This is a genomic window from Paenibacillus sp. JT22N7 (genome assembly GCF_059383875.1).
Window position 1 is genome coordinate 333,190 of record NZ_JBXENY010000002.1, and the last position, 22,271, is coordinate 355,460.

A 22,271-nucleotide genomic window follows, 5' to 3' on the forward strand; every position below is an offset into this window, starting at 1 on the left:
ATAGCGGCAAAATGATAGTCAGAGTGCGCAGAGAGCCCGGAAATAGGGTTCTCTGTTTTTTATCTAACAAAATGATTGACGATATCATTTGAGCTTAAGATAGTGAAGGCACAAGGGAATGTCTTCTAATGATGGGGAAAGACGGTTATTTAATGGAAAAACTCTGTTTTTTGCCTAGTGCCTGAAAATAGGAATCTATATACTAAAAAGGGATTTACTGCGCTAAGCAGGTGTCGAGCAAAGGAGGCTAGCTAGTTTAACCTGTGTTTTGTAAGCGTAACCAATTTATCTTCAAATCGAAAGGATGCGATTGATTTATGTTCAGCAACCACTCCAACTGGCTTAAAAAGACGGCCGCCACGTTAACGGGGCTTACGCTGCTTTGCGGCAGCACCGCAGGCGCAACTGCTGCGGGAACGACGGCTTCGGGACAAGCAGGGGCTGCCTTAGGCAAAGTACAGCTGGAATATTTGGATAGAGGACTTGTAGCTGTCGCTTCTTCAGGAAGCGTATTTCTCAGCTGGCGGCTGCTAGGAAATGAAGTAACTGGCTATTCCGCGGGCGGGATGACCGGCGCGAATTTCAACGTCTACCGGGATGGCGCGCTTATTGCGACGGTGACGGACAGCACGAACTATTCGGACCCGCAGGGCAGCACATCATCGCGTTACCAGGTGGCGGCTGTAGTGGATGGGGAAGAGCTGGCACGAAGCAGCGAAGCTAAGCCGTGGGGCGATGGCTATTACGATTTGCCGCTTAATAAACCGGCAGATGGGGTTACGCCTGTGGGCGAAGCTTTCACCTATTCGGCTGGCGATATGAGCGTCGGCGATGTGGATGGAGACGGGCAATACGAATATATCGTGAAATGGGACCCTTCCAACTCCAAGGATGTATCGCAGAAAGGCTACACCGGCGAGGTCATTATTGACGCCTATGAGCTGGATGGAACGCAGCTTTACCGCATAGAGCTGGGGCCGAACATTCGCGCTGGTGCGCATTATACCGAATTTATGGTGTATGACTTTGACGGCGACGGCAAGGCGGAAATGATGTTCAAAACGGCGCCGGGCACCAAAATAACGAAATACGATGGCAGCGGCGGCATCGCTTCCGAAAAATATATTACGATGCCTCAGGAGGATATTGCAGCAGGGTACAGCCATGATGATGATTACCGCGTGAGCAAGCAGGGCTATTATGAGCATGTCGTAAATATGTTCATGGACTGGGACAAGCATGAGGAAGTCGTAAACGGCAATTGGCCGGCAACGCTGGAAGAAAGCTTCGGTATTGCGCCTAAGTATGCGTATCCCCTGTCTCGCGAGGATGCGGAAGAGCTGACGGATTATTTTATGGACGTGTATGCGCCGGCGCGCAGCGGCAACAATAAGCTGCGTGATTTTGAAGGCTTTATTTTGAGCGGGCCGGAATATTTGACCGTGTTTGAGGGTGCGACAGGCAAGGAGCTGGAGACGATCCCCTACAAGCCGGGCCGTCATGACGATGGCCTTATGTGGGGCGACTATGCGATGGCGCGGATTGAGCCGGGCAACCGTGTAGACCGTTTCCTTGCAGGCGTCGCTTATTTGGATGGCACGAAGCCTTATGCGGTATTTGCCCGCGGCTATTACACGCGCTCGACGCTCGTTTCTTATGAATGGGATGGCAAGCATTTGCGCGAGCACTGGTTTGTCGATAGCGGCTGGGTGCCGATGACGAATCCGTTTAATGACGGGCCACATGGCAGACCGGGACTGAATCCGGCTTTTGCAACGCTTACGACGCAGGGTGCGCATTCGCTGAGCACGGCGGATGTGGATGGCGACGGCAAGCAGGAAATTATTTATGGCTCCTCGACGATTGACCATGACGGTACGCTGCTATACAGCTCGGGCGATATTTTGCCTCCGGGCAGCGCAAATCCGGGGACGTATGCAGGTCTTGGCCATGGCGATGCGCTGCATGTCGCAGATATTGATCCTGACCGTCCGGGCTTGGAAATTTTCATGGTGCATGAGGGCGGACCGTATGCCCCTTATGGCTACTCGCTGCGCGATGCTAAGACAGGCGAAGTCATTTATGGCGGCTACACCGGCAAGGATACCGGTCGCGGCATGGTTGGCGACATCGATCCGGATCATAGAGGGCTGGAGACATGGGCAGTCGGCACATGGACAGCAAATGGAACGCAGATCAGCACAACCTCTCCTGGAACGAATATGAACATTAAATGGGCGGGCAATATGACGACGCAAATTGTGAATGGCTCCTTGGAAGTTACACCGACGATTGATGATTGGAAACGCGGCAGATTGCTGACGGCTGCGGGAACCCGCACAAACAATCATACGAAGGGAACGCCTTCGCTCGTAGCCGATATTTTCGGAGACTGGCGGGAAGAAATGCTGGTGCGCACCGTGGACAGCTCGGCTATCCGTATCTATATGAGCACAGAGCTGACAGACCGCAAGCTTTATACGCTGATGCATGATTCGCAGTACCGTACAGGCGTAGCTTGGCAAAACACGACGTATAACCAACCGACGTATACGAGCTTCTATTTTGCTTCCGATACGAATTTCGCGAATGTGCCGATTCCAAATTACTGGACGCCGGTTGTGGATGACCGCAGCTCGGTCGGCGCTTCCTTAATCGGGCCAAACGCAATGGCAAAGGGACAAACGTTCGATGTTGTATATGCGCTGCAAAATGTGCCAAGAGGCATTGCGAAGCAAAACATCCGAATTGAATTCGATCCGACTGTATTGGAGCTTGTAAGAACGCCAGAATCGCTGGATACTGGCAGATTCGTCATTAACGAGCATTTAGAGGCTGCTGGCATTATCAGCTTGAAAGGCAGCCATGTTGGAGACGGTCTTAACAATCCGCTCGGCAATCTGTTCAAGCTGACCTTCCGCATTAAAGCGGACGCGCCAACTGATGTGACCGCGCTTGCGGTGACCAGGCTGATTGGCACGGACGGAGCAGGCGTGAATACGCAGCTTGCCGGCGATGTGCTGAATATTAAAGTTCACTAACACAATAGATAGGCCATTTCTGCGGCCGTTTATTGGAGCAACCTTCAAGGCCGCGAGTTCATGCGGCTTTGGAGGTTTTTTCGGTATTTAAGGGGTGTTTTTTGACCAGTAGATGAGAAAATCGTTTATAGTAGAGAGATAGAGTTGATAACGTGTTCATTGGTTCAGGTTTGCGGGTAATGATCATTAGAGTGTGGGGGCGAATCATATGCGAAAATTAGTATTTTTTCTAGGCGGGGCGGGAGCGGGCAAGACGACGCTGGCCAAGGCGCTGGCTCGGCGCAAGGGCGCTGCGATTTTTGATATGGATACGCTGCTGCGTCCGGCGGCCGAGGCGATTATGACGGCGTCGGGACTTGATCCGAAGGACCGTGATTCGGAGCTGTATAAGGTGCGCTGCCGCGATCTCGGCTACCGGATTACGATGGATGCAGCATTGGAAAATGTAGCGATTGGCACGGACGCGCTCGTCATCGGCCCCTTCACGAAGGAAACTGCTGATCCGCTTTGGATTGAGCAGGAGCTGTCGGCCATCGGTGCAAGCCTGCGTGATGTAGCTGTGCGGGTCGTACTCGTCTCCCTGCGGGATCAGGAGCTGCATCGCAGCCGGATACAGGAACGGGGCTTGGAGCTTGATGAGTGGAAGCTTGGCAATTGGGAAACGTTCAGCCGCTCGCTGGGACCGCGCAAGCTGAATTGGCCGATTCCAGCCACTTCGGTGCTTGATTTTGATAATTCAGGCGAGCTGAATGAGGAGAAACTGCTGCTGCTGGAGCGCTTCGTATATGGTGATGACATCGTAGAAGGGGAGTGAGGCTGCATGTCCTTATATTTCAGAGACAACTTATTCAATTCCGGCGGTACAGGCATTATGAATGAGACGGGGCAGTCTGCGGGATGGGTTAATCTGAAAAGTGCGTTTAGCACTTCGCTGGAAGTTTATGATGCCAATGATACGAAAATGTGCGAGGCGAAATTTCGTTTTTTCTCAATGAAATGGGAAGTCAGCGACAGCTACGGCGCTCCGCTCGGTGTGCTGCGCCCAAGAATGAGCTTCATGAATAAGCGGTTCGAGTATGATGCGGGCGAGCGCGGCTTTTATTTAATTGAGTCGCCAGCGTTTTCCAAAGAGTATGTGATTATGAACCGCCGTGAGGAGACGATTGCGAGCTTCGCGCAGACGAGCGGCTGGATGCAATCCGGCGCTTATTGCTTGTGGAACGAAACCCGCCAGCTCGGAGATTATGAGCTGATTGCAGTTATTATGGGCGTGAATGAAATTAGGAAGCGGCAGAGCAGTAGTTAGCATTTACATGAATAGGCCGCGATGCCTTAAGAATAGTTCTAAGCAAGCATGTGTGATTTCGGCACATGCTTCTTTGGCGTTGTCCACGTATAGTAGGAACGGGCAATATTTTCACTATAAAAGTGCTCGGGAAAAGCATGTTTCGTAATACTTCTGCCATGTTCATAAACGCTTGCTTCAAGGAAAATGAAGGAAGTAGTCAGGGGGGATAACATGTTTTTAACGATAAAAGCACGGGGTGAGCATGCAGATAAGCTTTCTTTCTTACTCTCCAAGCACCCGGATCATTTATATGAACGCAAGGAAAAAGAGGCGCGCGTGTGCCTCGTTTATACGATAAGCTCGCCAGAAGAAACCGAGGTACTGCTGTTTGCCGAGCCTGATCCAATCGATTTGTATAAAGGCAGCCCAGAGCACTATGATATTACGCATTATATTAATGACCGTGAATTTGTGGTCAGCAGCTTGTTCTGTACCTACATGCGATCCGCGTTGGGTACGGCTTTGAACGGCAAGCCGAAGGAGGATTATGCCCAGTGGGTACAGCATGCATTCCAGCTTGAGCTGTCCTTCGGGCCACTCGCCTCGAATTTGCCTGACCGGACAATTGAAGAGCTGTTCGGGGCGCTTGACTATGAGGTCGAAATTGAAAGGGCGGACATCGCTTATCCGTTTCAATTGAAAAGCCGCAGCTCGGCGCGGACTATTCGGCTCTCTGGCAAGCAGACGCTTCAGCTCGCCTTGCGCCAGCTGTTCATTATGCTGCCGATGCTGGACGACTATAAGCATTATTTTATTGGCGAGGAGGAGGCGGATAAGCTGCATCGGTATGGCGAAGGCTGGCTGGCAGCGCATCCGCAGCGCGAGCTTATTATTCGGCGCACGCTGCGTTTCAGCCCGCTGATTATGAAGTTTAATCGCGAGCTTGTACAAAAAACGGAACAGCGGCCGGAGGCTCAGCAGATACGGCTCAGCGCGTCTTCCCTAGCGGAAAAAGAAGAGGAGCCGCCGCGCAAAACAAGGCTGAACGAACTCCGTTATGAAGCGATAGCCAAGGTGGTGGAGTCGCTGCCTCAGCATGGGTCTATCGTAGATATGGGCTCTGGGGAAGGGAAACTTGCAGCAAGACTTGGAGGAGTGAAAGGCGTGAAGTCAATTGTGGCGGTAGAGCCTTCGGGCAAATCGCAAATTCGCGCCTTAGAACGTTTTGCAAAGCTTGAGGGCAAGCAGGGGACGATCGTTCCGCAGGCTGTTATTGGCTCGCTTTTTTATTATGATGAATGGTTGTGTGGCAAAGATGTGTTTGTATTATGCGAGGTTATTGAGCATATTGATGCCTTTCGGATTGATCAGGTTATCGAAATGATTGCATCGCGCTACAAGCCGCAGAGCTGGATCGTTACGACGCCGAATAAGGAATATAACACGCTGTATGAGCTGGACGATTATGAAATGAGGCATAACGATCATCGCTTCGAATGGACGCGGGAGCAATTCCGTGTGTGGTGTGAAAAATGGGGCGAGCCATTCGGCTATTCGGTCCATATATGCGGAGTCGGCGATGCGGATAGACAGTACGGACAGCCCACACAGATGGCTGTATTTACGAAGGTAGAGGGGGCTCAGCGGTCATGAGCGAACAGGGTAAAAGGGTGATTCGGCTCCCTCATGCCGGTATTGTATTGCTGGTTGGCCCATCGAACAGCGGCAAGACGACGCTGCTTCAGACGCTGATTGCAGCGGGTAAGGTCAAGCAGACGGAGGTTGTGTCTTCAGATCAGTTCCGAATGCTTGTTGGCGATGTGGAGTTTATGGATTGGACCAGCCGCAGCAAGCTGGAATCCGATATTATTTACAAGCAGTATCAGCATATTTCGGCAAAAGCGTTCGAAGCGATGGAGGGTATCATTGCGATGCGCTGCCGCTTGGATAAATTAACGCTGATCGATGCCACGCATTTATATGAGGAAGACCGCAAACGTTATGTGGAGCTTGCGCGGAAGCAGCACGTTCCAGTCGTTGCGCTTGTGCTGGATACCCCAGAGGAGGAACTGCTGCGCAGGGATAGCGAGCGCGAGTTTCCTAGGGGCAAGCAGCGGGTGAAGAAGCAAGCGCATTTGTTCAAGCGGTCGCTGCGCAGCTTGAAGCTGGAAGGGTTTGATGCCAGTTATGTCATAAAAGCAGCACAGCTTATAAATATTGCATTCGAGCGCAAGGCTAACCCGCTCGTTCATGAGGTCGGACAAGGAATTGATATTATCGGCGACGTTCATGGCTGTTTTCAGGAGCAGCTAGAGCTGCTGGGCAAGCTTGGTTATGCACCTGACGAGGCCGGGCTTTTCCGTCATCCGGAAGGCAGGATACCTGTATCGGTCGGCGATGTGATGAGCCGTGGGCCGGAATCATTAGCAGCGATGGAATGGTGGCGCAAGCATGTTGAAGCGGGACTTGCCTATATGACGGACAGCAATCATGGCTGGAAGCTGGCTAGATTTTTGGATGGCAGGCAGGTCGAGCTTAGCCATGGTGATGAGAAAACCGCAGCGGAGCTTGTGGAATATGAGCGGGAGCATGGTGAAGAAGCGGCGAATATGCTCAAGGAGCGGCTTCGAGTATTTTTGCTGCAAGCGCCCCCTCAGCTCGTCTTTTGCTGCGATGGCGTGAGACAGCTCGTTGTGGTGCATGCGGGCATTCGTGACAGCTATATTGGCAAACAGTCCGCTAAAATTCAGGACTACTGTCGATATGGGGAGTCCGATGGTACCGATGCCCAGGGCAAACCGCTGCGCAAGGAATGGTACAACGAACATGAATCCGGCGAGCTCATCGTCTGGGGACATGATCCGCGAGTCGAGCCGACGATAACGAACCAAACGATTAATATTGATCAAGGCGTCGTATTTGGCGGACATTTGACCGCATATCGTTACCCGGAGAAGCAGTTCGTACAAGTAAAGGCGCGTGAAAATTATGCCGGGGAAGCTCGCAATCCTTTGCTAGAGGGTCAATTGAATCGGTTCAAGCAGCCGAATTTGCGAAAATATATTGAGGGCTACTCGGTGCTGACATCCTCTTATGGAGATGTAGCGGTTCGGGGCGAATTCGTTAAAGCTGCGATTGATACGGTATCGCACTTTACGGTGCCGCTGGAGGAATTGGTGTATATTCCGCCAACGATGAGCCCGCCGCCAATGACGGCTGAGGATGAGCGGTTTTTGGAGCATCCGGTCGAAGCTTTCGCCTACTATCGTTCACAAGGCGTAGAGAAAATGATCATGGAGAAAAAACATATGGGCAGCAGAGCCATCGTGCTGCTGTTTCGAAATGAAGCCGCAGCAGTACCGTATGTCGGCCGTGAGACGCTGGGCGTCATTTATACGAGAACGGGCAGAGCATTTTTCCAGTCTATGCTTCAGGAACAAGTACTGCGGCAGCTGAATGGCGATTTGACGAAGGCGGAGTATTTTGACCGTTACGGTACGGATTTAGTGCTGCTGGATACAGAAATTGTACCGTGGAATTTAAAGGCGCGGGAACTGATTGCTTCGCAATATGCCCATGTGGCGGAAGCTTCGCTGATGGACAGACGAGCCAAGCTCGCCAAGCTGCGGGAGGCGAAAGATGCAGGCAAAGCCGTGCAGCACTGGATCGATGAGCTGGAAATCAAGCTGGGCAACGCCGAGACGTTCGACCAGGCGTTCCAGCAGTATTGCTGGGATACGAACGGGCTGGAAGGCATCCGAATTGCGCCTTTCCATACGCTGGCGCACAGTACAGCAAGCTTCCAAAGCGAACAGCACAGCTGGCATATGGAGCATGCACGAGAGCTCGCCGCTTGCTCGGAGCTGTTCATGGAAACAGAATACAAGGTTGTGACCGATGAAACCAGCGAGCTTGCGGCGATTCGGTGGTGGGAGGAAATGACGGAGCAAGGGCATGAAGGAGCTGTTATTAAGCCGGAGTATTTTGTCGCCAGACATAAGGGAAGGCTGATCCAGCCGGCCATTAAAGTAAGAGGCAGAAAGTATTTGCATATTATTTATGGGATGGATTATTTGCTGCCCGAAAACTTGCAAAGGCTGAAGCAGCGCAAAACAAGCAAAAAGGAGCGTTATGCGCTCAAGGAATTTGCGCTGGGGCTGGAGTCGGTTGAACGGTTTATTCGCAAGGAATCGGTGGATCGAATTCATGAATGTGTGCTTGCCGCTTTATCCATGGAGTCGGATTCGGTAGATCCGCGGCTTTAAGGGAAGAAGCGAGGATGGTTAAAAAAGCGGGAGCTGCTCTTGAAAAGAAGCAGCTCCCGCTTTTTTGCGCTCTATTCTTTTAGCAGACCGTAACCGTCTTCCAATAATACTCGTCCAAAAATGGCTTCAAGCTTGTAGGAGCTTGACCAGTCAGCTCTTGAACCGTTGTTGACGTCTGATCATATTCCCCTCTGGCCGAGGCGGTATCGAAGGAAGCTAATGCTTGCGCTACAGCATTCGGAACGCCAAACGATTCATACATGCCAACGAGCTGTGCGGTCTCGATTGGAATATAGACAATGTCTTTCTTAGCGATGTCACTCAATATTTGAGCGATATCATAACCGGATAGCGCTTCTGGCCCAGTTACATTCCGTGTGTGCTTGTCCGTGTTTGAGGAAGCGAGTGCAGCTGCGGCTGTATGAGCACAATCCTTGCGTGTCACATAAGCGATTTTGCCTTCGCCGATAGCAGCAGCGTATTGGCCTGTAGCGACCGTATGCGACAAGGATTGAAGCAGATTCTCGGCGTACAGATTGCTGCGAAGAATCGTATAAGACAGGCCGCTGTTCTTAATAGCCTCTTCCGTGCTGTAGTGGTCTCCCGCCGTTAAATTCGCTGTACCGGGCTCAGGGTTTAAGAACGATGTATAGACAATATGTTTTACTCCCGCATTAACCGCAGCTTGTATGGCATTCGAATGCTGCTTGATTCGATGACCCGGCACTTCAAGCGCATCCGTACTTACCAAAAGCAGACGCTGCACCCCGGTAAAAGCATCGGCCAGCGTCTCAGGCTGGTCGAAGTCCGCATGCCGTACGCTAACTCCGCGGTCGGCAAGATCCGAAAGTTTTTCTGGGGTGCGGGTAGCTGCTATAATCGGCCCATCATAATTTTCGAGCAGCCATTGAATGGCCAATCTTCCTAAATTTCCGCCTGCGCCTGTAACCAATATCGTTTCTTTTGTTGCGTTCATTTTGGTTTCCTCCTTTTCAATACGGCAACCTCATGCCTATCTACACTATACAAAAACGTTACTGACACTAGACTGTCAGTAACGTTTCAACATTTTTTCGATTTCTTTTTTCATACGGAGTTTGAAAGCTTCGGGCTCAAGGATTTTAACATCTGCGCCCCAGCCAAGGAGCCAGGACAGCAGATCTTCCGGTTGTCGAACGCGAAAGGTGACGTAGTATCCATCGGCGTTCAATCGGGCATTCTCCATATAATAGTTGTTTGCTATTTTCACTTTATCCGCGATGCTCGCATTAAAAAGCACATGGACGCTGACGTTGCGGTCATCCTTCGGCTGATAGTCGTGCAGGTGAAAGCTGCTAGGTAGCTGGAACGTATCATCCATAGTGGCAAGCTCTTTTATTCGCGATACCCGAAAATGGCGAATGTCATTCCGCAAGTCGCAATGGGCAACTAACAGCCAGCCATTTTGTTCATCAAGGACGAGCCCGTAAGGGGCAACCGTTCGCAGCATTTCATGTTTTTCATTCGCTTGTGCCGCTCGTTTGTGGTATTCAAAGCGGATTTTCTTGCCTTCAAGCATGGCGGTACGGATGGCTGCCACGTAAGCCTTCTCCCGTTCGCCTATTTCTGGTTCATTTTCTTTGTGAAGAAGAAGGATATTATCGCGTACCCGATCCGCTTCGTCGCGGATGGGCTCCGTTAATACAGCTTCGATTTTCCCGTGTGAAGAGCGGGCGCTCCTGCTGTAGACAGGATCAAAACGCTGTTCTACAAATTCGGCTCCAATCAAAAGCGCTGCTGCTTCTTCTACAGTAAAACTCACTGGCGGCAAAAAATAGCCATTCATTAAGGAATAACCTAATCCAGTCGCACCGATGATGGGCACACCGGATTCACTTAACACTTGAACATCCCGATAAATCGTTCTAGGACTAACTTCCAGCATCTCTGCCAGTTCCTCAGCCTTCAGCACCTTGTTTCGCTGCAGCTCTAGAACGATCGATAACAAGCGTTCTGTTTTATTCAATTTGCAGCGGCCCCCTTTATTTAATTTTTTTGAGCAGCCGCATTAGTTCATCATATCTGTTGTGGTTTCGAAATACCGGATAAGGCTCACTTCGGTAGCTGTAATTTTGAAGTTTCCCTGCCAGATTTCAACTCCCCCTCTTATAGAAGATTCAACGGATTCTCTAATATAGCTGCTGTATTTGCCGTTCTTAGAGCCTCTGAATCCTGGACTATCATAGATAAAACAAGTGAACAGTATAGCTCTATCATTTTCTTCTAAGCTGGCTTCAAGCTGGCCAATATGCTTAAGGAAACGTTCGAAGGAATTGAATTCACTTCCTTTTGCGGTCGTGATATGGTCTTTTTTCTCAACCTGTAAAGTTGTAAGCGGGGTCTTGACCTCGATGTAAGTATTCCCTACAAGAAAATCAAGCTTGGAATTGCCGAGCTTTTGTTCCCGTTTCACGCTATCACTGCTGACCATAGCAGAGAGCTGGCCATTTTTCAGAAAATGTTCCACATAGCGGTTTGCCGCATTTTGATTAATCCCGATCCAAGATTTATTTGGCTCAGACAGCAAATCGAGTGAAATGGCCTCTACGGTGTAGAGGGTTTTTCTGGTTAAGTCTTTGCTCTTGGAAAGCAGGCAGGGAATATCGCGGAATACGATGCTGCCTATGCGTCCTGTAGTAGGACAGTGGCAATCATAAATGACGCCGTCGATCGCCACTTCCATAATAAATCGATTTCTTCTTCGAAGAATCAAGCCTTCAATAAGCGGTGTTTCAAAAATAAAAGCGTCGTTGTTCATGTCCATTTTGAAAGTGTGAGCCTCCCTTTCGTAACTATACGTTGAATATACAAGAACGCTACTGACAACAGATTGTCAGTAGCGTTCTTGTATAAACATATGGGAAGGAATAGCCTAAAAATCATTCAAAGGGTTGACAAATGATTTAATAATGTCATAATGATAATATCAAATAGAAAATTAAATCGTAGCAGGAAGTGAAGCACTTGATCGAAAATGAATCCAATTATTCGCCGGATCATTACCGAACGCCGGACGGAGCGCCGACGGACATCGTGATCTTTACGATTGTTTCAACCCAGCGCAGCAAGGTTAAGAAAGCTTTGCCGCATCATGAGCTGCAGGTGCTGCTCATCAAGCGTAACATTTGGCCTTTCGAAGGGCAATGGGCGCTGCCGGGCGGTTTTACACTGGAAACGGAAACGGTGCAGGAATGTGCCAGACGTGAGCTTTTGGAAGAGACGCAGGTTATCGAGGTTCATCTCGAATATTTTAACGTATATAGTGCGCCTGGACGCGATCCGCGGGGCTGGATGATTTCACATGCATTTCTTGCACTCGTGGGTGAGCAGCAGCTTGCAAATCGGCAGGCGGCGGTCGATGCCTCGGAGGTGCAGCTGTTTCCGGTAGAGGAGGCGCTGAAGCTGCCGCTTGCCTTTGACCACCGCATCTTAATTCAAGATGCGCTGATTCAAATTCAACGGAAGATGCTGACGACGACGATAGCGAAAGCTTTTTTACCGGATGAATTCACGATTGCCGAGCTGTATCAGGTCATACAAGCGGTCGTGCCGGATTTTGCAGAACAAAACTTTATTCGGAAAATCACCTCGACGCAAAGCCGCAGCGGCATTATTGAGAAAGTCGTGGATGCGGCCGGGGCGTTAAAGTCCTCCAATCAGTATTCGCAGCGCCCGGCTCAGCTATACCGGTTTACGGGGCTAGAGCCGCAGCTGTCGATTTACGGATAAAAGATAGAGTAGAGATTGTAGAACGATTTGAGCGTATCAAAGCGTACCGGAGCGGAACGGCAGATTTAGAAGGTAACTACGAAGCAGCGAGGAGAGTGAGCAGGATGATCAAGCTGAATGGCGTGGAGCTTGTGTTCAAAACGTTCCCCAACGGGGAAACGCTTGTCGATGGTGATGCGATTACGGCATTGATAGCCGAGCAGAATACGCTTGCTTTTAAATATGACAATGACAGCGACTTGATTAAGCTGATGTTCGTGAAGCAATATTTAGACAACCGGAAGGTGCAGGCGGGCTTGACGATTGCTTATATGCCCTACAGCCGGATGGACCGGATTGAGGGAACCTCTGTTTTTACCTTGAAATACGTAAGCGGCCTGATCAACTCCTTGGCATTTGAGCATGTGACGGTGCTGGAGCCGCATTCCGATGTGACGCTAGCGCTGCTGAACAATTGCTCGGCACGGTATCCGACGATTGAGCTGCTGGACCTTGTCGTTGAGGCAACGGGCTTTGACCGTGCGTCCGACTATTTATTTTTCCCGGATGCGGGGGCGCAGAAGCGCTACAGCAAAGTTCGCGGCTATAACGAGCTGGTCGGCTTTAAGGCGCGGAATTTTCAGACGGGCGAAATAGAACGGCTTGATGTAGTTGGACAGGTGGCAAGCGTTGGCTTTAAGGCGATTATCGTCGATGATCTTTGCTCCTACGGGGGAACGTTTATGCGCAGTGCGGAGAAGCTTAAAGGCTTGGGCGCGGCGGAAATTTATTTGCTTGTAGGGCACTGCGAGCCTTCGATTCATAAGGGCAAGCTGCTCGAATCGCCGCTCGTCGATAAAGTGTTTACGACCAATACGATGCTAAATGAAGCGGGACATGAGAAAATAAAACTTTTTGAATGGGGAGAGGTTTAAAATGACGACGAAGACAGCTTACCCTGCGACACTGCTATGCGATTTTTATAAAATCAGCCACAAAAACCAGTATCCAAAAGGGACGGAACTCGTCTACTCGACCTGGACCGCCCGTACAAGTCGGCTGGAAGGCGTGGAGGAAGTGGTCGCCTTTGGTTTTCAAGCCTTCATTAAGGAATATTTGATCGACTATTTCAATGAGTATTTTTTCGCAAGAACGAAGGAAGACGTTGTGGAGGAGTATCGCAGAGTGCTGAAATTTGCGCTGGGCGATGCTGATCCGGATGCTTCGCACATCGCTGCGCTGCATGAACTCGGCTACTTGCCGATTCGCGTTAAGGCGATTGAGGAAGGCTTAATCGTTCCGGTTAAAGTGCCGATGCTGACGATTGAAAATACGCATCCTGACTTTTTCTGGGTAACCAATTATTTGGAGACGCTCATGTCGTGCCAGCTTTGGATGCCGACGACGAGTGCGACGATAGCTTTCGAGTACCGCAAAATATTGGAGCAATACGCTTTGCAGACGAACGGCGATACGTCGGGCGTGCCTTTTCAGGGGCATGATTTTTCGATGCGGGGCATGAGCTCGCTGGAAGCGGCGAAGGGCAGCGGCGCCGGGCATTTGCTGTCGTTCACGGGAACGGATACGGTTCCGGCGATTTTGTATCTGGAGCAATTTTATGGCGCGAATATGGAAAAAGAGCTGGTAGGCACCTCGATTCCAGCGACCGAGCACAGCGTCATGTGCGCCCATGGCACCGATGAAATGGCGTCGTACCGCTATTTGATCAATGAGGTGTATCCGAATGGATTCGTCTCGATTGTCTCGGATACATGGGATTTGTGGAGCGTGCTCGATGTGGTGGTCAGAGGGCTTAAAGAGGATATTCTCGCCCGCGACGGCAAGGTTGTCATTCGCCCGGACAGTGGAGATCCGGTCAAAATCATTTGCGGCGATCCCGATTCGCAGCATCCATTTGAGCGCAAAGGCGTTATTGAAATTTTGTGGGATATTTTCGGCGGCACAGTGACGGAGAAGGGCTTTAAGCAGCTCGACAGCCACATTGGCGCGATTTATGGGGATGCGATTACGATCAGCCGCTGCCGCGAAATTTGCGAGAAGCTGGCGGCGAAGGGCTTTGCTTCCACAAATATGGTGTTCGGTATCGGCTCGTTCACGTACCAGTACAATACGAGAGATACGTTCGGCTTTGCGCTGAAATCGACGTTTACGATTATTAACGGCGAAGAGCGCAAAATTTTCAAAGACCCGGCAACCGATATCGGCAAAGTGAAAAAATCGCAAACCGGACTCGTGCTCGTAACCGAGCAGGACGGCGTGCTGACGCTCACTGACGATTTAAGCGTGCAGCAATATGAGGCAAGGAAGCACGAAGACGCGCTGAGGACGATTTTTGAAAATGGCAAGCTGGTGCGTGAGCAGGAGCTGGCAGAAATACGTGCGAATTTGCTGGGGAAGCTGTAGTATGCCTCGCCAATGAGTGAATGAAACGGAATGAAACTGAATGAAACTTATCATTCGAGGGCTTGAGTTCAAATATGAAATGATACAAATATGAAACGATGCAAATGTTATTGGAAATGCGAGCAGACCGCCCGAAGGGGGCGGTCTGCTCATTTGGATATGGATTAGAGGTAAGGAGATCACCTTAACAAACCATTTCTCTCTATTCGAGCTATAGGGCAGCTTAATAATCCAGGAGGCGCCCATTATCATGCCATTGACCGTACATTTTATTTTCTTTCGTGTTGGCTATAAATTTGTCTAATCTGCTTTCAAATAAGGATGGCTGATTTTTATAGCTTTGTATCGTATCGATTCGAACTCTTTGATAAAGAGCTGGAAATGCGCTGAAATTTTCATATCCTTGCGGGTCTTCTTTCAGCCTTTGATCTATAACGCGATCTATTTTAAAGGAATGGGGCTCCATATCAGGAAGCACCTTTCTTCCTTCGTCGCTCATTAATCCCAGCTTTTCGAGGCGGCGGACGCGTTCTTTATTCAATTCAGTCCATGAGCTTTTTTTGCTTCTAGGAGATAGTCTCTGCGCCAGCTGGGATTCAGAAATTTTCTTTTTTACCCCATCAATCCATCCAAAGCACAAACATTCCTCGACTGCATCCAAATACAGCAACGTATCCGGGTTTGGCGCCATGCTTACGACTACCCAACAAAATTTTTCGGTCTGTCCGTTTTCCTGCAGCCAAATTCTCAAAGCTTCTCGCGATGTTATTGCCAATAGATTTTCAATATCGATAGACAAAGTAAGTTCCTCCTTTCTAGGTATGGAGAGTCGTTATTATCATTATAATGCCTGTGACCCTAGTCGATGTTGAAGTAATAAGCAAGACGATGTAAGGATACTGGTCTCCATACTAGAAAAGGCGATTTATTTTTCGCAGAAATTATTTCATAGCTACAATAATTACACTAATAATCAAACCTGAAAGTAAAAAATAGCTTCCGCTAATTAGTCCGTATAACAGCGGGCGAGGCATATTTGGGTTGATCGCCGTATTGACGGTCGTTGAAGCCAACAATCCAACACCAACAATGCCACCAAAGATTAGCGCATTAACCAAGGATTCGATATCGAAAGCATAGATCAAAATGGCCATGGTAACTGTAGTTGCTAAACCACAGACAAATGGTCCCGCGATAAAAAGGGGAGCTGGTTTTTCAGTGGGTGTTCCTTCTTTTCCTAATGCTCGAGCATAAGCCTTCCCAAAAATAATAGTAAACCAAACGCCTCCCAAAATAGAGGTTGCTAATGCAGCTAGCAGAACGGCAATCCAATTAATCTCCTGTAAGACATTGAACATGATTATTTCTCCTATTCGAAAAATCGTTTTTTTTGTATAAGGGTGCGTGTTTGTAAAAGCAAGCGAGCCAGCTGCTGATCGATTGTAGCTTCTCGCGTATTCCTGCTACTGGCGGGAATGCTTCTCCACATGAATGTAAACCTACACTATATACCGCAAGGCAGTTTCGAGCTTAGGGCTTCGGAATTTTCCGTATCAGGGGCTTGATCCCTGCACAAAGATAGATTTGGCGGACACAGCAGACGCTATTTTAAAATAACAATGGGTAAGGCACAAGTGGCGGACTCAGGAGCCGCTAATGCGCTGCCAAAAGCCATTTTGACAGGATAATGAGGGCAATAACGGATTTCCTGTCCGCGTACGGTCCGAAATCGGATCAAAAGCCAGAATAGCGGAATCTCAGTCCGTGAAAAAAGGAATGATCTTCCAAATCTGCGAGCAACTCTATTTTTCATACACATTTACTTTTACCAAAAAAAGGGAGTGGTCGTTCATGGCAAATGCATGGCCGAGCTGACGCAGCATTGTAGAAATATTGCCCATGTGGTAGGTTGTGTGGTTGATCCTATACAGTACCATTTGCGATATGGGAGTTTCTTGATTCTCCCGAAAATAGTTTGATTGGCCATGTGTGATATTCAAACATTTGTACCGGATGCTTCGACATTCATAACGTCTCCTTTTGACTTCTCATAAATTTTTGATTTTGTTTCTGTTGTTATAATAAAAAAAGAAGTATGACAATAGTTCGTCATACTTCTTCATAGAGTTGGAGTGTATTTTGCAGTTGTTTTTTTAAGATCCCTCGCAGTGCATAGGGCTCAAGGACTTCTGCGCCACTCCCAAAACCCAGCAGAATCGACCAAAGCCAACGGGCTTCTAATGGCTTATAAACAGGAATTCGCATCGTCATGCTTCCATCGGCGTGAAATTGTTTATCAGCCTGGTGAAATTGATCCATCACTTCGGCCAAAGCCTCCGGCCCCACTCGAATTACCACATCTTGCAGCTGATCGTGCCATTCTTTAGTTGAGATAGCAGCTTCTTTAGGTGCCACTTGATGTGGCTGAAAGCTTTCCTCGGTCAAAAATAAATTCATCATCCGGGATAGTCGAAACTCCCGATAATCCCGCCGTGTTCGGCAGAATCCATAAACGTACCAATTGCTATATTTGAAATGCAGCCACATCGGCTCCATATCCCGGGTCGTACGTTCATTATTTGCATTGATATAGTCAAAGCGGACGCTTTTTCGCTTCGTAATGCCTGTGCGCAAATGGCGAAGTGCGTCAGGTTCCGTCCGGCGCGTTTCAAGATCGACAGATAGGCTCGGGGTCTGATGCTCGGGCCCGATTGTTTGCAGCCGTTCAATGGTTCCCTGCGCACGCTCATCGTCAAACACGGTGGCGAGGCTGCTGAGCACGGTGATCAGCGAATCGACATCGTAAGAACCGAGCAAGCTTTTATCCATTTTGTAACCATCCATTATGCCATATCCGCCATGCATTCCCTGATAGGATACGACCGGGAACCCCGCAGCACAAATCACATCGATATCCCGATAGATGGTTCTTTGGGAAACTTGAAACTCTTCAGCCAGCATCGAGGCAGACAAAACTTTGTTATTCAGCAGCTTGTAGATTATGGAGATCAATCGCTCCAATTTCATTTGCATCCCCGCCTGTTAATTCATTTCATACTCATGTTCGTTATTATATCATAGGTGTTTTCATGATCGTTGTGGGAATGGCATACTGCTATTTAAGAAGTAGCCCTAACAACAGGTAGTGAAGTTTTTTCAAGATTTCTATATAGTTTGACGATTGATGAATAATTGCTCATATGTTAAGGTGAATTGAGATTTCTTCTTTAAATTGGATGTAAAAGCTTTTGTACGAAGCGCTGCAATTTTATGAATAGTACAGGGGGCAGAAGCAGGATGAAGAAGAAAAATGTGAAATCAAGGACATTAGTTTGGTACACCTTAGTCATTGTCGTTGTTTTTATTGCGCTGTTCGCCATTAACGAGATTTCCAAAAGCCGGACGGGCATCGAGCAGGAAACAGCAGAGGCTCCGCCCATTTCCAGCCAGCCTACATGGGGGGATAAGGCCGCCAAGGTTTCTATCGTAGAGTTCGGAGATTACAAGTGCCCGTCCTGCAAAGCATGGAGCTCGCAGATTTGGCCGCAATTAAAGAAAGATTATGTAGATACGAAACAAGCCTCGTTCTCGTATGTGAATGTTCTATTTCATGGGGCAGAATCAGCATTAGGCGCTTTGGCTGGGGAAGCGGTGCTTGAATCGAATCCGGACGATTTCTGGCATTTCCATGAAGCTTTGTTTGCGGAGCAGCCGGATGCAGACCATGACGGACTTTGGATTACAGTAGAGAAGCTGATGCAGGTTGCAGAGGCGTCCGTTCCGGATTTGGACAAGGACCAGTTCAAAGCCCTGCTGAGCTCGGAAGAAATACAGGCACGGGTCGATCAAGATCAGCAGCTCGTGAAGGATTTTAATATTTTGCAGACTCCGACCATTATGATTAACAACAAGAGAATAGGGAATCCGTTCGATTACGAGGCCATCCAAGCTGTGATTGAACAGGAGTTGAACGAGGCGGCAACGGAATAAGATTAGTTGCTTTCGGGGGATATGGGGAACTAGTCGCGAGCTATACGATATGCGACAATGATGCATGGAAATATGGATTGGTGAAGGCTTGGTTCCATTCACGCACTCCTTACATGTGGAGTGCTGTGTGTCGGTTGTAAGGATGCACTATTTAAGTAGCTCATTTACCTGATTTATTATTAAGCTTAAGCAGAAAAAGTGCTTAAGCTTGTTCTAATTTTTGCAGCTCCACTGACTCCGCAGATGATAGCTGTAGGGGCATAGTGAATCAGCTTAACTGATTGTTGGGTTTTTACAAGTATGAATCGCTTGCGTTCAATCGGATAGGAGATGATACGTGCCGCTCTCAGGCTGCGAATCTGATTTTATTTAACCGGCTTACGAATGGGCAGGGAAATGTACCTCTATTTTTCGGGATGTATACACCTATCGTATCATGTACTCATTATTGTTTAAACTAAAATTAAACTTTATCATCGATGGCTACATTTTATAATAGAGAAAACGGATTATTAGGGGGAAAGAAGAAAATGGAGCTTATAAAAGATGAACGACGATGGTATGGAAAAAGCTGGTGTGCACTGGGTGATAGTATTACAGCAGCTAATGGCTATCAACCCTTGGTAGGTGCGGCATTAGGCTTCTCCGTTATTACGAATGCAGGACAAAACGGATGCCCGCTTACTGCAGGCGGTGACAAGGATTATGGTGCAACCGTGCATATAGGACGCAAGATGGAGCTTGGTTATGATTGTGTCACTATCTTTGCGGGTACCAATGATTTTCGATTGGACAAACCTATAGGACGGAAGGAAGATCGAAATATTCATACGTTCTATGGGGCATATATCGAATTAGTCGAGGATATTCTTGCGAAAAATCCCGCATGCCGTCTGAGCTTATGGACGCCTCTGCAGCGTGATAAGGACGGCTTTGACATACACTCCATCAACCAGGCTGGCCATCGACTGATTGATTATGTCGAGGTCATTCAGGAAATAGGCCTTGAATATGCTTTGCCTGTGCTGAACTTATATGCCGAGAGTGGGTTCAACCGCTTCACACTTTCCGTTCTCACTTCAGATCGTTTGCACCCTAATGAACAGGGCCATGCGCGTATTGCCTCGATGGCAAGCAGCTTTTTGGCGCGACTCTAAAATCACTAAAATCTCAGAACCTACGCGGCGTTGTCTGGATTCAAGAATACAAGGGGAGAAAAAATAGTTGGGTCATAGATAGTAACAGAAAGGGACAGATACAAATATGTAATGAGGAAGCCTCCAAAACCTCAGTGAGAGTTGTGATGGAGGCTATATTTTCTTATGATTCGTATTCCATAGTGCAAAGATCAAAAAATGTCTCTACAATAAACGACATGAGGCAGGCTAAAAGATCCGATGGCTCCAGCCGTTAAGCTTGGCGAAGGCCTCCACGAAGTAGTAGTCTCCGTATATAAGCGATACATTGATGTTGGCGTTCTGAGGCTTATGCCCGGTGCCTTGGAGAAGAATCGCTTCATGGTCCGGATTGTCCCAGGTCGCATAATTCTCGCTAAGTGAATACAGGATTTTCTCGGCAGCCGCGTTATAGATCCTGCGTTCCGCGGATGGAACCAGCTCAGCAAGTTCGAGCAGACCTGATGCTGCGATGGCGGCAGCGGAAGTATCGCGCGGCTCGTTTTCTATGTTTTCTACGCGGAAATCCCAATACGGCACATAGTCTTCCGGCAGGGCAGCGACAAAGTAATGCGCTACCCGCTTCGCCGCGTGCAAATAACGCTCAAGTCCGGTGCATCGGTAAGCAATCGCGAGGCCATAAAGGGCCCAGGCATTGCCTCGGCTCCACGCTGAGGAGCCGGAAAAGCCTTGACCGCCCAGCGGTTCTATAAACGCGCCCGTCTCCGGATCAAAAGATAAAATATGACATACCGAGCCGTCCTCGCGAATGGCGTAACGGAGGAAGGTGTCCGCGTGACGTATCGCGATATGCTTGTAACGCGGGTCGCCGGTCATGCGGCTTGCCCAGAACAACAGGGGGATATTCATCATGCAATCAACAATGGCCCAGCCGAGCGCCTCTTGCTCGTTCCACGCACGAATAAACTCTCCATTCACGTTGAAGCGGCCCGCGAGGAAGTTTGCCGCCTCCAAGCCGTTTCGCAGACCTTCCTGATTGCCCGTTAATTCGTATTTAATGACAGCAGTCGGCAGAAACTGAAAGCCGACATCGTGATGCAATTGTACGGGATGCTCGCAGAAGCAGCGCTCCAGCTTAGCGTCCCATTCCCAAGCGGCTGCCTTGAATGACTCTTTCCCTGTTGCATCATGCATAACCCAAAGCAGGCCGGGCCAGAAGCCGGACGTCCACCAATTATCGTCTGTGCTGTCATAGATGCCGTTGGCTTTTGCCACATGAGGCGTTTTATCTCCAATTTGGTTTATCATGCGCTCTACCTTTTCGGTTAATTGCGCCAATGTTTTCTCTTTGTATGCCTGATTCATTTAGTAGTAAGCCCCCTCGTTACCCATTATTGTGGTTAAGCTGCTTGCTATCATTATAGTCTCTGACAAATGGACAAAGTTACGCTACAATGGTTAAAAATGTTGTTCTGTTGACTTGTTGAAATGAAGGGGTGCAGTCAATGAAGGGGACGCTGTTTCAGGAAATGGACTACGGGGGACTATCTTTTCTTTGGTCATACCGCAACTGGTCGCAGCAAGATTTCGAAGGGTATTATCATTGGCATCGGGGCTTCGAGGTGTTGGCTGTGCATCAGGGACACGGCTCGGTTACCGTCAATCAGAAGACGTACGAGCTTAAGCCGGGCATGCTGTTTTATTTTCAACCCTATCAGCTGCATAATGTCTATGCGGAAGTGGATGAAAGCCGGCCGTATGAACGCAGCGTTTTTCATTTCGACCCTGTATTTATGAAGGGCTACTTAAAGCCGTTTCCGGCTCTTTATGACGTCTATAAACGAATGCTTCAAGGGCTTATCGCTTTGCAGGGCATAGATATGATCGATTGCAATGAAGAGTTGAATGCCGCTTGCTCCGCATTCCAGAATAGCCAGCTCGCTTCCTCCGCCAGCAGCAAGGATGAGCAGAGCGCGCTCTATTTGTTGAAGGTGCTGTCATTAATTATACGAAAGGTTATTCCGGGGCCCAGGCAGGAGGAACATATGAAGCCGATTCGCCAATCGGAACGTGTTATGGCATGGATTGAAAATCATTACGGGGAGCCCTTTCAGCTGGAGCTGCTTGCGGACGAGCTCCACATGTCAAAATCTTATTTGTCCCGGCTGTTTCGGCAAGAGACGGGTAGCAATATTACGGGCTATTTGACAGCCCGCAGAATGCAGCAGGCTTGCAGTCTGCTTCAAACGACGAACAAATCCGTAGAAGTGATCGGCGAGCAGGTAGGGTTTACGAGCACCTCTTATTTTATTAGCCTGTTCAAACGGATTATGGGCGTGTCTCCGCATCAATACCGCCTGAGGCTGTAGCGGGGAGCAGC

At 48.9% G+C, this 22,271-nt stretch carries 19 protein-coding genes; 11 read left to right on the plus strand and 8 right to left on the minus strand.

Annotation, left to right across the window (positions count from 1 at the left end; all coding sequences use genetic code 11):
• Positions 1-317 precede the first annotated feature (317 nt).
• From AC50Y5_RS06160 to AC50Y5_RS06180, 5 genes are all read left to right on the plus strand, one after another.
• On the plus strand, positions 318-3,041 hold the full coding sequence (locus AC50Y5_RS06160; protein WP_494859202.1) for a rhamnogalacturonan lyase family protein: 2,724 nt from the start codon (positions 318-320) through the stop codon (positions 3,039-3,041).
• Between the two features lie 208 nt (positions 3,042-3,249).
• Positions 3,250-3,855 carry a P-loop nucleotide/nucleoside kinase family protein gene (locus AC50Y5_RS06165; protein ID WP_494859204.1) on the plus strand — a complete coding sequence of 202 codons (606 nt, stop codon included), beginning with the start codon at positions 3,250-3,252 and terminating at the stop codon, positions 3,853-3,855.
• A gap of 6 nt (positions 3,856-3,861) precedes the next feature.
• Positions 3,862-4,347 (plus strand): hypothetical protein, encoded by a 486-nt coding sequence (locus AC50Y5_RS06170; protein WP_494859206.1) that lies wholly within the window; start codon positions 3,862-3,864, stop codon positions 4,345-4,347.
• A gap of 213 nt (positions 4,348-4,560) precedes the next feature.
• Positions 4,561-5,982, plus strand: coding sequence for a 3' terminal RNA ribose 2'-O-methyltransferase Hen1 (locus tag AC50Y5_RS06175; RefSeq protein ID WP_494859208.1), 1,422 nt, complete (start codon positions 4,561-4,563; stop codon positions 5,980-5,982).
• The gene (locus AC50Y5_RS06180) at positions 5,979-8,594 is read left to right on the plus strand and encodes a polynucleotide kinase-phosphatase (protein WP_494859210.1); all 2,616 of its coding nucleotides are present in this window, start codon (positions 5,979-5,981) and stop codon (positions 8,592-8,594) included. Before AC50Y5_RS06175 ends, AC50Y5_RS06180 begins: the two co-directional genes overlap by 4 nt.
• Before the next feature lie 79 nt (positions 8,595-8,673).
• Here AC50Y5_RS06180 and AC50Y5_RS06185 read toward each other — a convergent pair whose 3' ends face one another.
• The 3 genes from AC50Y5_RS06185 to AC50Y5_RS06195 all read right to left on the minus strand — a co-directional run bounded on the left by AC50Y5_RS06185 (position 8,674) and on the right by AC50Y5_RS06195 (position 11,397).
• On the minus strand, positions 8,674-9,570 hold the full coding sequence (locus AC50Y5_RS06185) for an SDR family oxidoreductase (protein ID WP_494859212.1): 897 nt from the start codon (positions 9,568-9,570) through the stop codon (positions 8,674-8,676).
• A gap of 75 nt (positions 9,571-9,645) precedes the next feature.
• Positions 9,646-10,599 carry a helix-turn-helix transcriptional regulator gene (locus AC50Y5_RS06190; protein WP_494859214.1) on the minus strand — a complete coding sequence of 318 codons (954 nt, stop codon included), beginning with the start codon at positions 10,597-10,599 and terminating at the stop codon, positions 9,646-9,648.
• A gap of 42 nt (positions 10,600-10,641) precedes the next feature.
• A complete protein-coding gene (locus AC50Y5_RS06195) occupies positions 10,642-11,397 on the minus strand; it encodes a DNA/RNA nuclease SfsA (RefSeq protein WP_494859216.1) in 756 nt (251 codons plus the stop codon).
• Between the two features lie 200 nt (positions 11,398-11,597).
• Here AC50Y5_RS06195 and AC50Y5_RS06200 point away from each other — a divergent pair, with 200 nt between their 5' ends.
• The 3 genes from AC50Y5_RS06200 (at position 11,598) to AC50Y5_RS06210 (ending at position 14,765) form a co-directional block, all read left to right on the plus strand.
• The gene (locus AC50Y5_RS06200; RefSeq protein WP_494859218.1) at positions 11,598-12,362 is read left to right on the plus strand and encodes an NUDIX domain-containing protein; all 765 of its coding nucleotides are present in this window, start codon (positions 11,598-11,600) and stop codon (positions 12,360-12,362) included.
• Between the two features lie 104 nt (positions 12,363-12,466).
• Positions 12,467-13,276, plus strand: a complete 810-nt coding sequence (locus tag AC50Y5_RS06205) for a ribose-phosphate pyrophosphokinase (RefSeq protein ID WP_056035856.1) — start codon at positions 12,467-12,469, stop codon at positions 13,274-13,276.
• Between the two features lies 1 nt (position 13,277).
• The gene (locus AC50Y5_RS06210) at positions 13,278-14,765 is read left to right on the plus strand and encodes a nicotinate phosphoribosyltransferase (protein WP_494859220.1); all 1,488 of its coding nucleotides are present in this window, start codon (positions 13,278-13,280) and stop codon (positions 14,763-14,765) included.
• Between the two features lie 223 nt (positions 14,766-14,988).
• Here the strand turns inward: AC50Y5_RS06210 and AC50Y5_RS06215 are convergent, their stop codons facing one another.
• From AC50Y5_RS06215 to AC50Y5_RS06230, 4 genes are all read right to left on the minus strand, one after another.
• Entirely contained in the window at positions 14,989-15,558 is a 570-nt protein-coding gene (locus AC50Y5_RS06215; protein ID WP_494859708.1) for a YdeI/OmpD-associated family protein, read from the minus strand.
• A 148-nt stretch (positions 15,559-15,706) separates the two neighbouring features.
• The gene (locus AC50Y5_RS06220; RefSeq protein ID WP_056035850.1) at positions 15,707-16,123 is read right to left on the minus strand and encodes a DUF1761 domain-containing protein; all 417 of its coding nucleotides are present in this window, start codon (positions 16,121-16,123) and stop codon (positions 15,707-15,709) included.
• Positions 16,124-16,567: 444 nt separating this feature from the next.
• The gene (locus AC50Y5_RS06225; protein WP_494859222.1) at positions 16,568-16,702 is read right to left on the minus strand and encodes a DinB family protein; all 135 of its coding nucleotides are present in this window, start codon (positions 16,700-16,702) and stop codon (positions 16,568-16,570) included.
• Positions 16,703-16,874: 172 nt separating this feature from the next.
• Positions 16,875-17,792, minus strand: coding sequence for a helix-turn-helix transcriptional regulator (locus AC50Y5_RS06230; RefSeq protein WP_494859224.1), 918 nt, complete (start codon positions 17,790-17,792; stop codon positions 16,875-16,877).
• A gap of 270 nt (positions 17,793-18,062) precedes the next feature.
• On the opposite strand from AC50Y5_RS06230, the gene AC50Y5_RS06235 reads away from it, so the two are divergent.
• Together AC50Y5_RS06235 and AC50Y5_RS06240 are read left to right on the plus strand one after the other, a co-directional pair.
• Positions 18,063-18,755, plus strand: coding sequence for a DsbA family protein (locus AC50Y5_RS06235; protein WP_494859226.1), 693 nt, complete (start codon positions 18,063-18,065; stop codon positions 18,753-18,755).
• Positions 18,756-19,285: 530 nt separating this feature from the next.
• Positions 19,286-19,912, plus strand: coding sequence for an SGNH/GDSL hydrolase family protein (locus tag AC50Y5_RS06240; protein WP_056042967.1), 627 nt, complete (start codon positions 19,286-19,288; stop codon positions 19,910-19,912).
• A 228-nt stretch (positions 19,913-20,140) separates the two neighbouring features.
• On the opposite strand, the gene AC50Y5_RS06245 is transcribed toward AC50Y5_RS06240, so the two are convergent.
• Positions 20,141-21,256 carry a glycoside hydrolase family 88 protein gene (locus tag AC50Y5_RS06245; protein WP_494859229.1) on the minus strand — a complete coding sequence of 372 codons (1,116 nt, stop codon included), beginning with the start codon at positions 21,254-21,256 and terminating at the stop codon, positions 20,141-20,143.
• 140 nt (positions 21,257-21,396) lie between these two features.
• Here AC50Y5_RS06245 and AC50Y5_RS06250 point away from each other — a divergent pair, with 140 nt between their 5' ends.
• Positions 21,397-22,260: a helix-turn-helix domain-containing protein gene (locus tag AC50Y5_RS06250; RefSeq protein WP_494859231.1), complete on the plus strand. Its 864-nt coding sequence runs from the start codon at positions 21,397-21,399 to the stop codon at positions 22,258-22,260.
• Positions 22,261-22,271 lie beyond the last annotated feature (11 nt).

What these genes read in the sequence shown, in the direction of transcription:
- AC50Y5_RS06230 (WP_494859224.1), bottom strand. Translation starts at nt 17,792, where the DNA reads ATGAAATTGGAGCGATTGATCTCCATAATCTACAAGCTGCTGAATAAC.
- AC50Y5_RS06185 (WP_494859212.1), bottom strand. Translation starts at nt 9,570, where the DNA reads ATGAACGCAACAAAAGAAACGATATTGGTTACAGGCGCAGGCGGAAAT.
- AC50Y5_RS06225 (WP_494859222.1), bottom strand. Translation starts at nt 16,702, where the DNA reads ATGGTACTGTATAGGATCAACCACACAACCTACCACATGGGCAATATT.
- AC50Y5_RS06205 (WP_056035856.1), top strand. Translation starts at nt 12,467, where the DNA reads ATGATCAAGCTGAATGGCGTGGAGCTTGTGTTCAAAACGTTCCCCAAC.
- AC50Y5_RS06170 (WP_494859206.1), top strand. Translation starts at nt 3,862, where the DNA reads ATGTCCTTATATTTCAGAGACAACTTATTCAATTCCGGCGGTACAGGC.
- AC50Y5_RS06165 (WP_494859204.1), top strand. Translation starts at nt 3,250, where the DNA reads ATGCGAAAATTAGTATTTTTTCTAGGCGGGGCGGGAGCGGGCAAGACG.
- AC50Y5_RS06250 (WP_494859231.1), top strand. Translation starts at nt 21,397, where the DNA reads ATGAAGGGGACGCTGTTTCAGGAAATGGACTACGGGGGACTATCTTTT.
- AC50Y5_RS06175 (WP_494859208.1), top strand. Translation starts at nt 4,561, where the DNA reads ATGTTTTTAACGATAAAAGCACGGGGTGAGCATGCAGATAAGCTTTCT.
- AC50Y5_RS06195 (WP_494859216.1), bottom strand. Translation starts at nt 11,397, where the DNA reads ATGGACATGAACAACGACGCTTTTATTTTTGAAACACCGCTTATTGAA.
- AC50Y5_RS06235 (WP_494859226.1), top strand. Translation starts at nt 18,063, where the DNA reads ATGAAGAAGAAAAATGTGAAATCAAGGACATTAGTTTGGTACACCTTA.
- AC50Y5_RS06220 (WP_056035850.1), bottom strand. Translation starts at nt 16,123, where the DNA reads ATGTTCAATGTCTTACAGGAGATTAATTGGATTGCCGTTCTGCTAGCT.
- AC50Y5_RS06240 (WP_056042967.1), top strand. Translation starts at nt 19,286, where the DNA reads ATGGAGCTTATAAAAGATGAACGACGATGGTATGGAAAAAGCTGGTGT.
- AC50Y5_RS06160 (WP_494859202.1), top strand. Translation starts at nt 318, where the DNA reads ATGTTCAGCAACCACTCCAACTGGCTTAAAAAGACGGCCGCCACGTTA.
- AC50Y5_RS06245 (WP_494859229.1), bottom strand. Translation starts at nt 21,256, where the DNA reads ATGAATCAGGCATACAAAGAGAAAACATTGGCGCAATTAACCGAAAAG.
- AC50Y5_RS06210 (WP_494859220.1), top strand. Translation starts at nt 13,278, where the DNA reads ATGACGACGAAGACAGCTTACCCTGCGACACTGCTATGCGATTTTTAT.
- AC50Y5_RS06180 (WP_494859210.1), top strand. Translation starts at nt 5,979, where the DNA reads ATGAGCGAACAGGGTAAAAGGGTGATTCGGCTCCCTCATGCCGGTATT.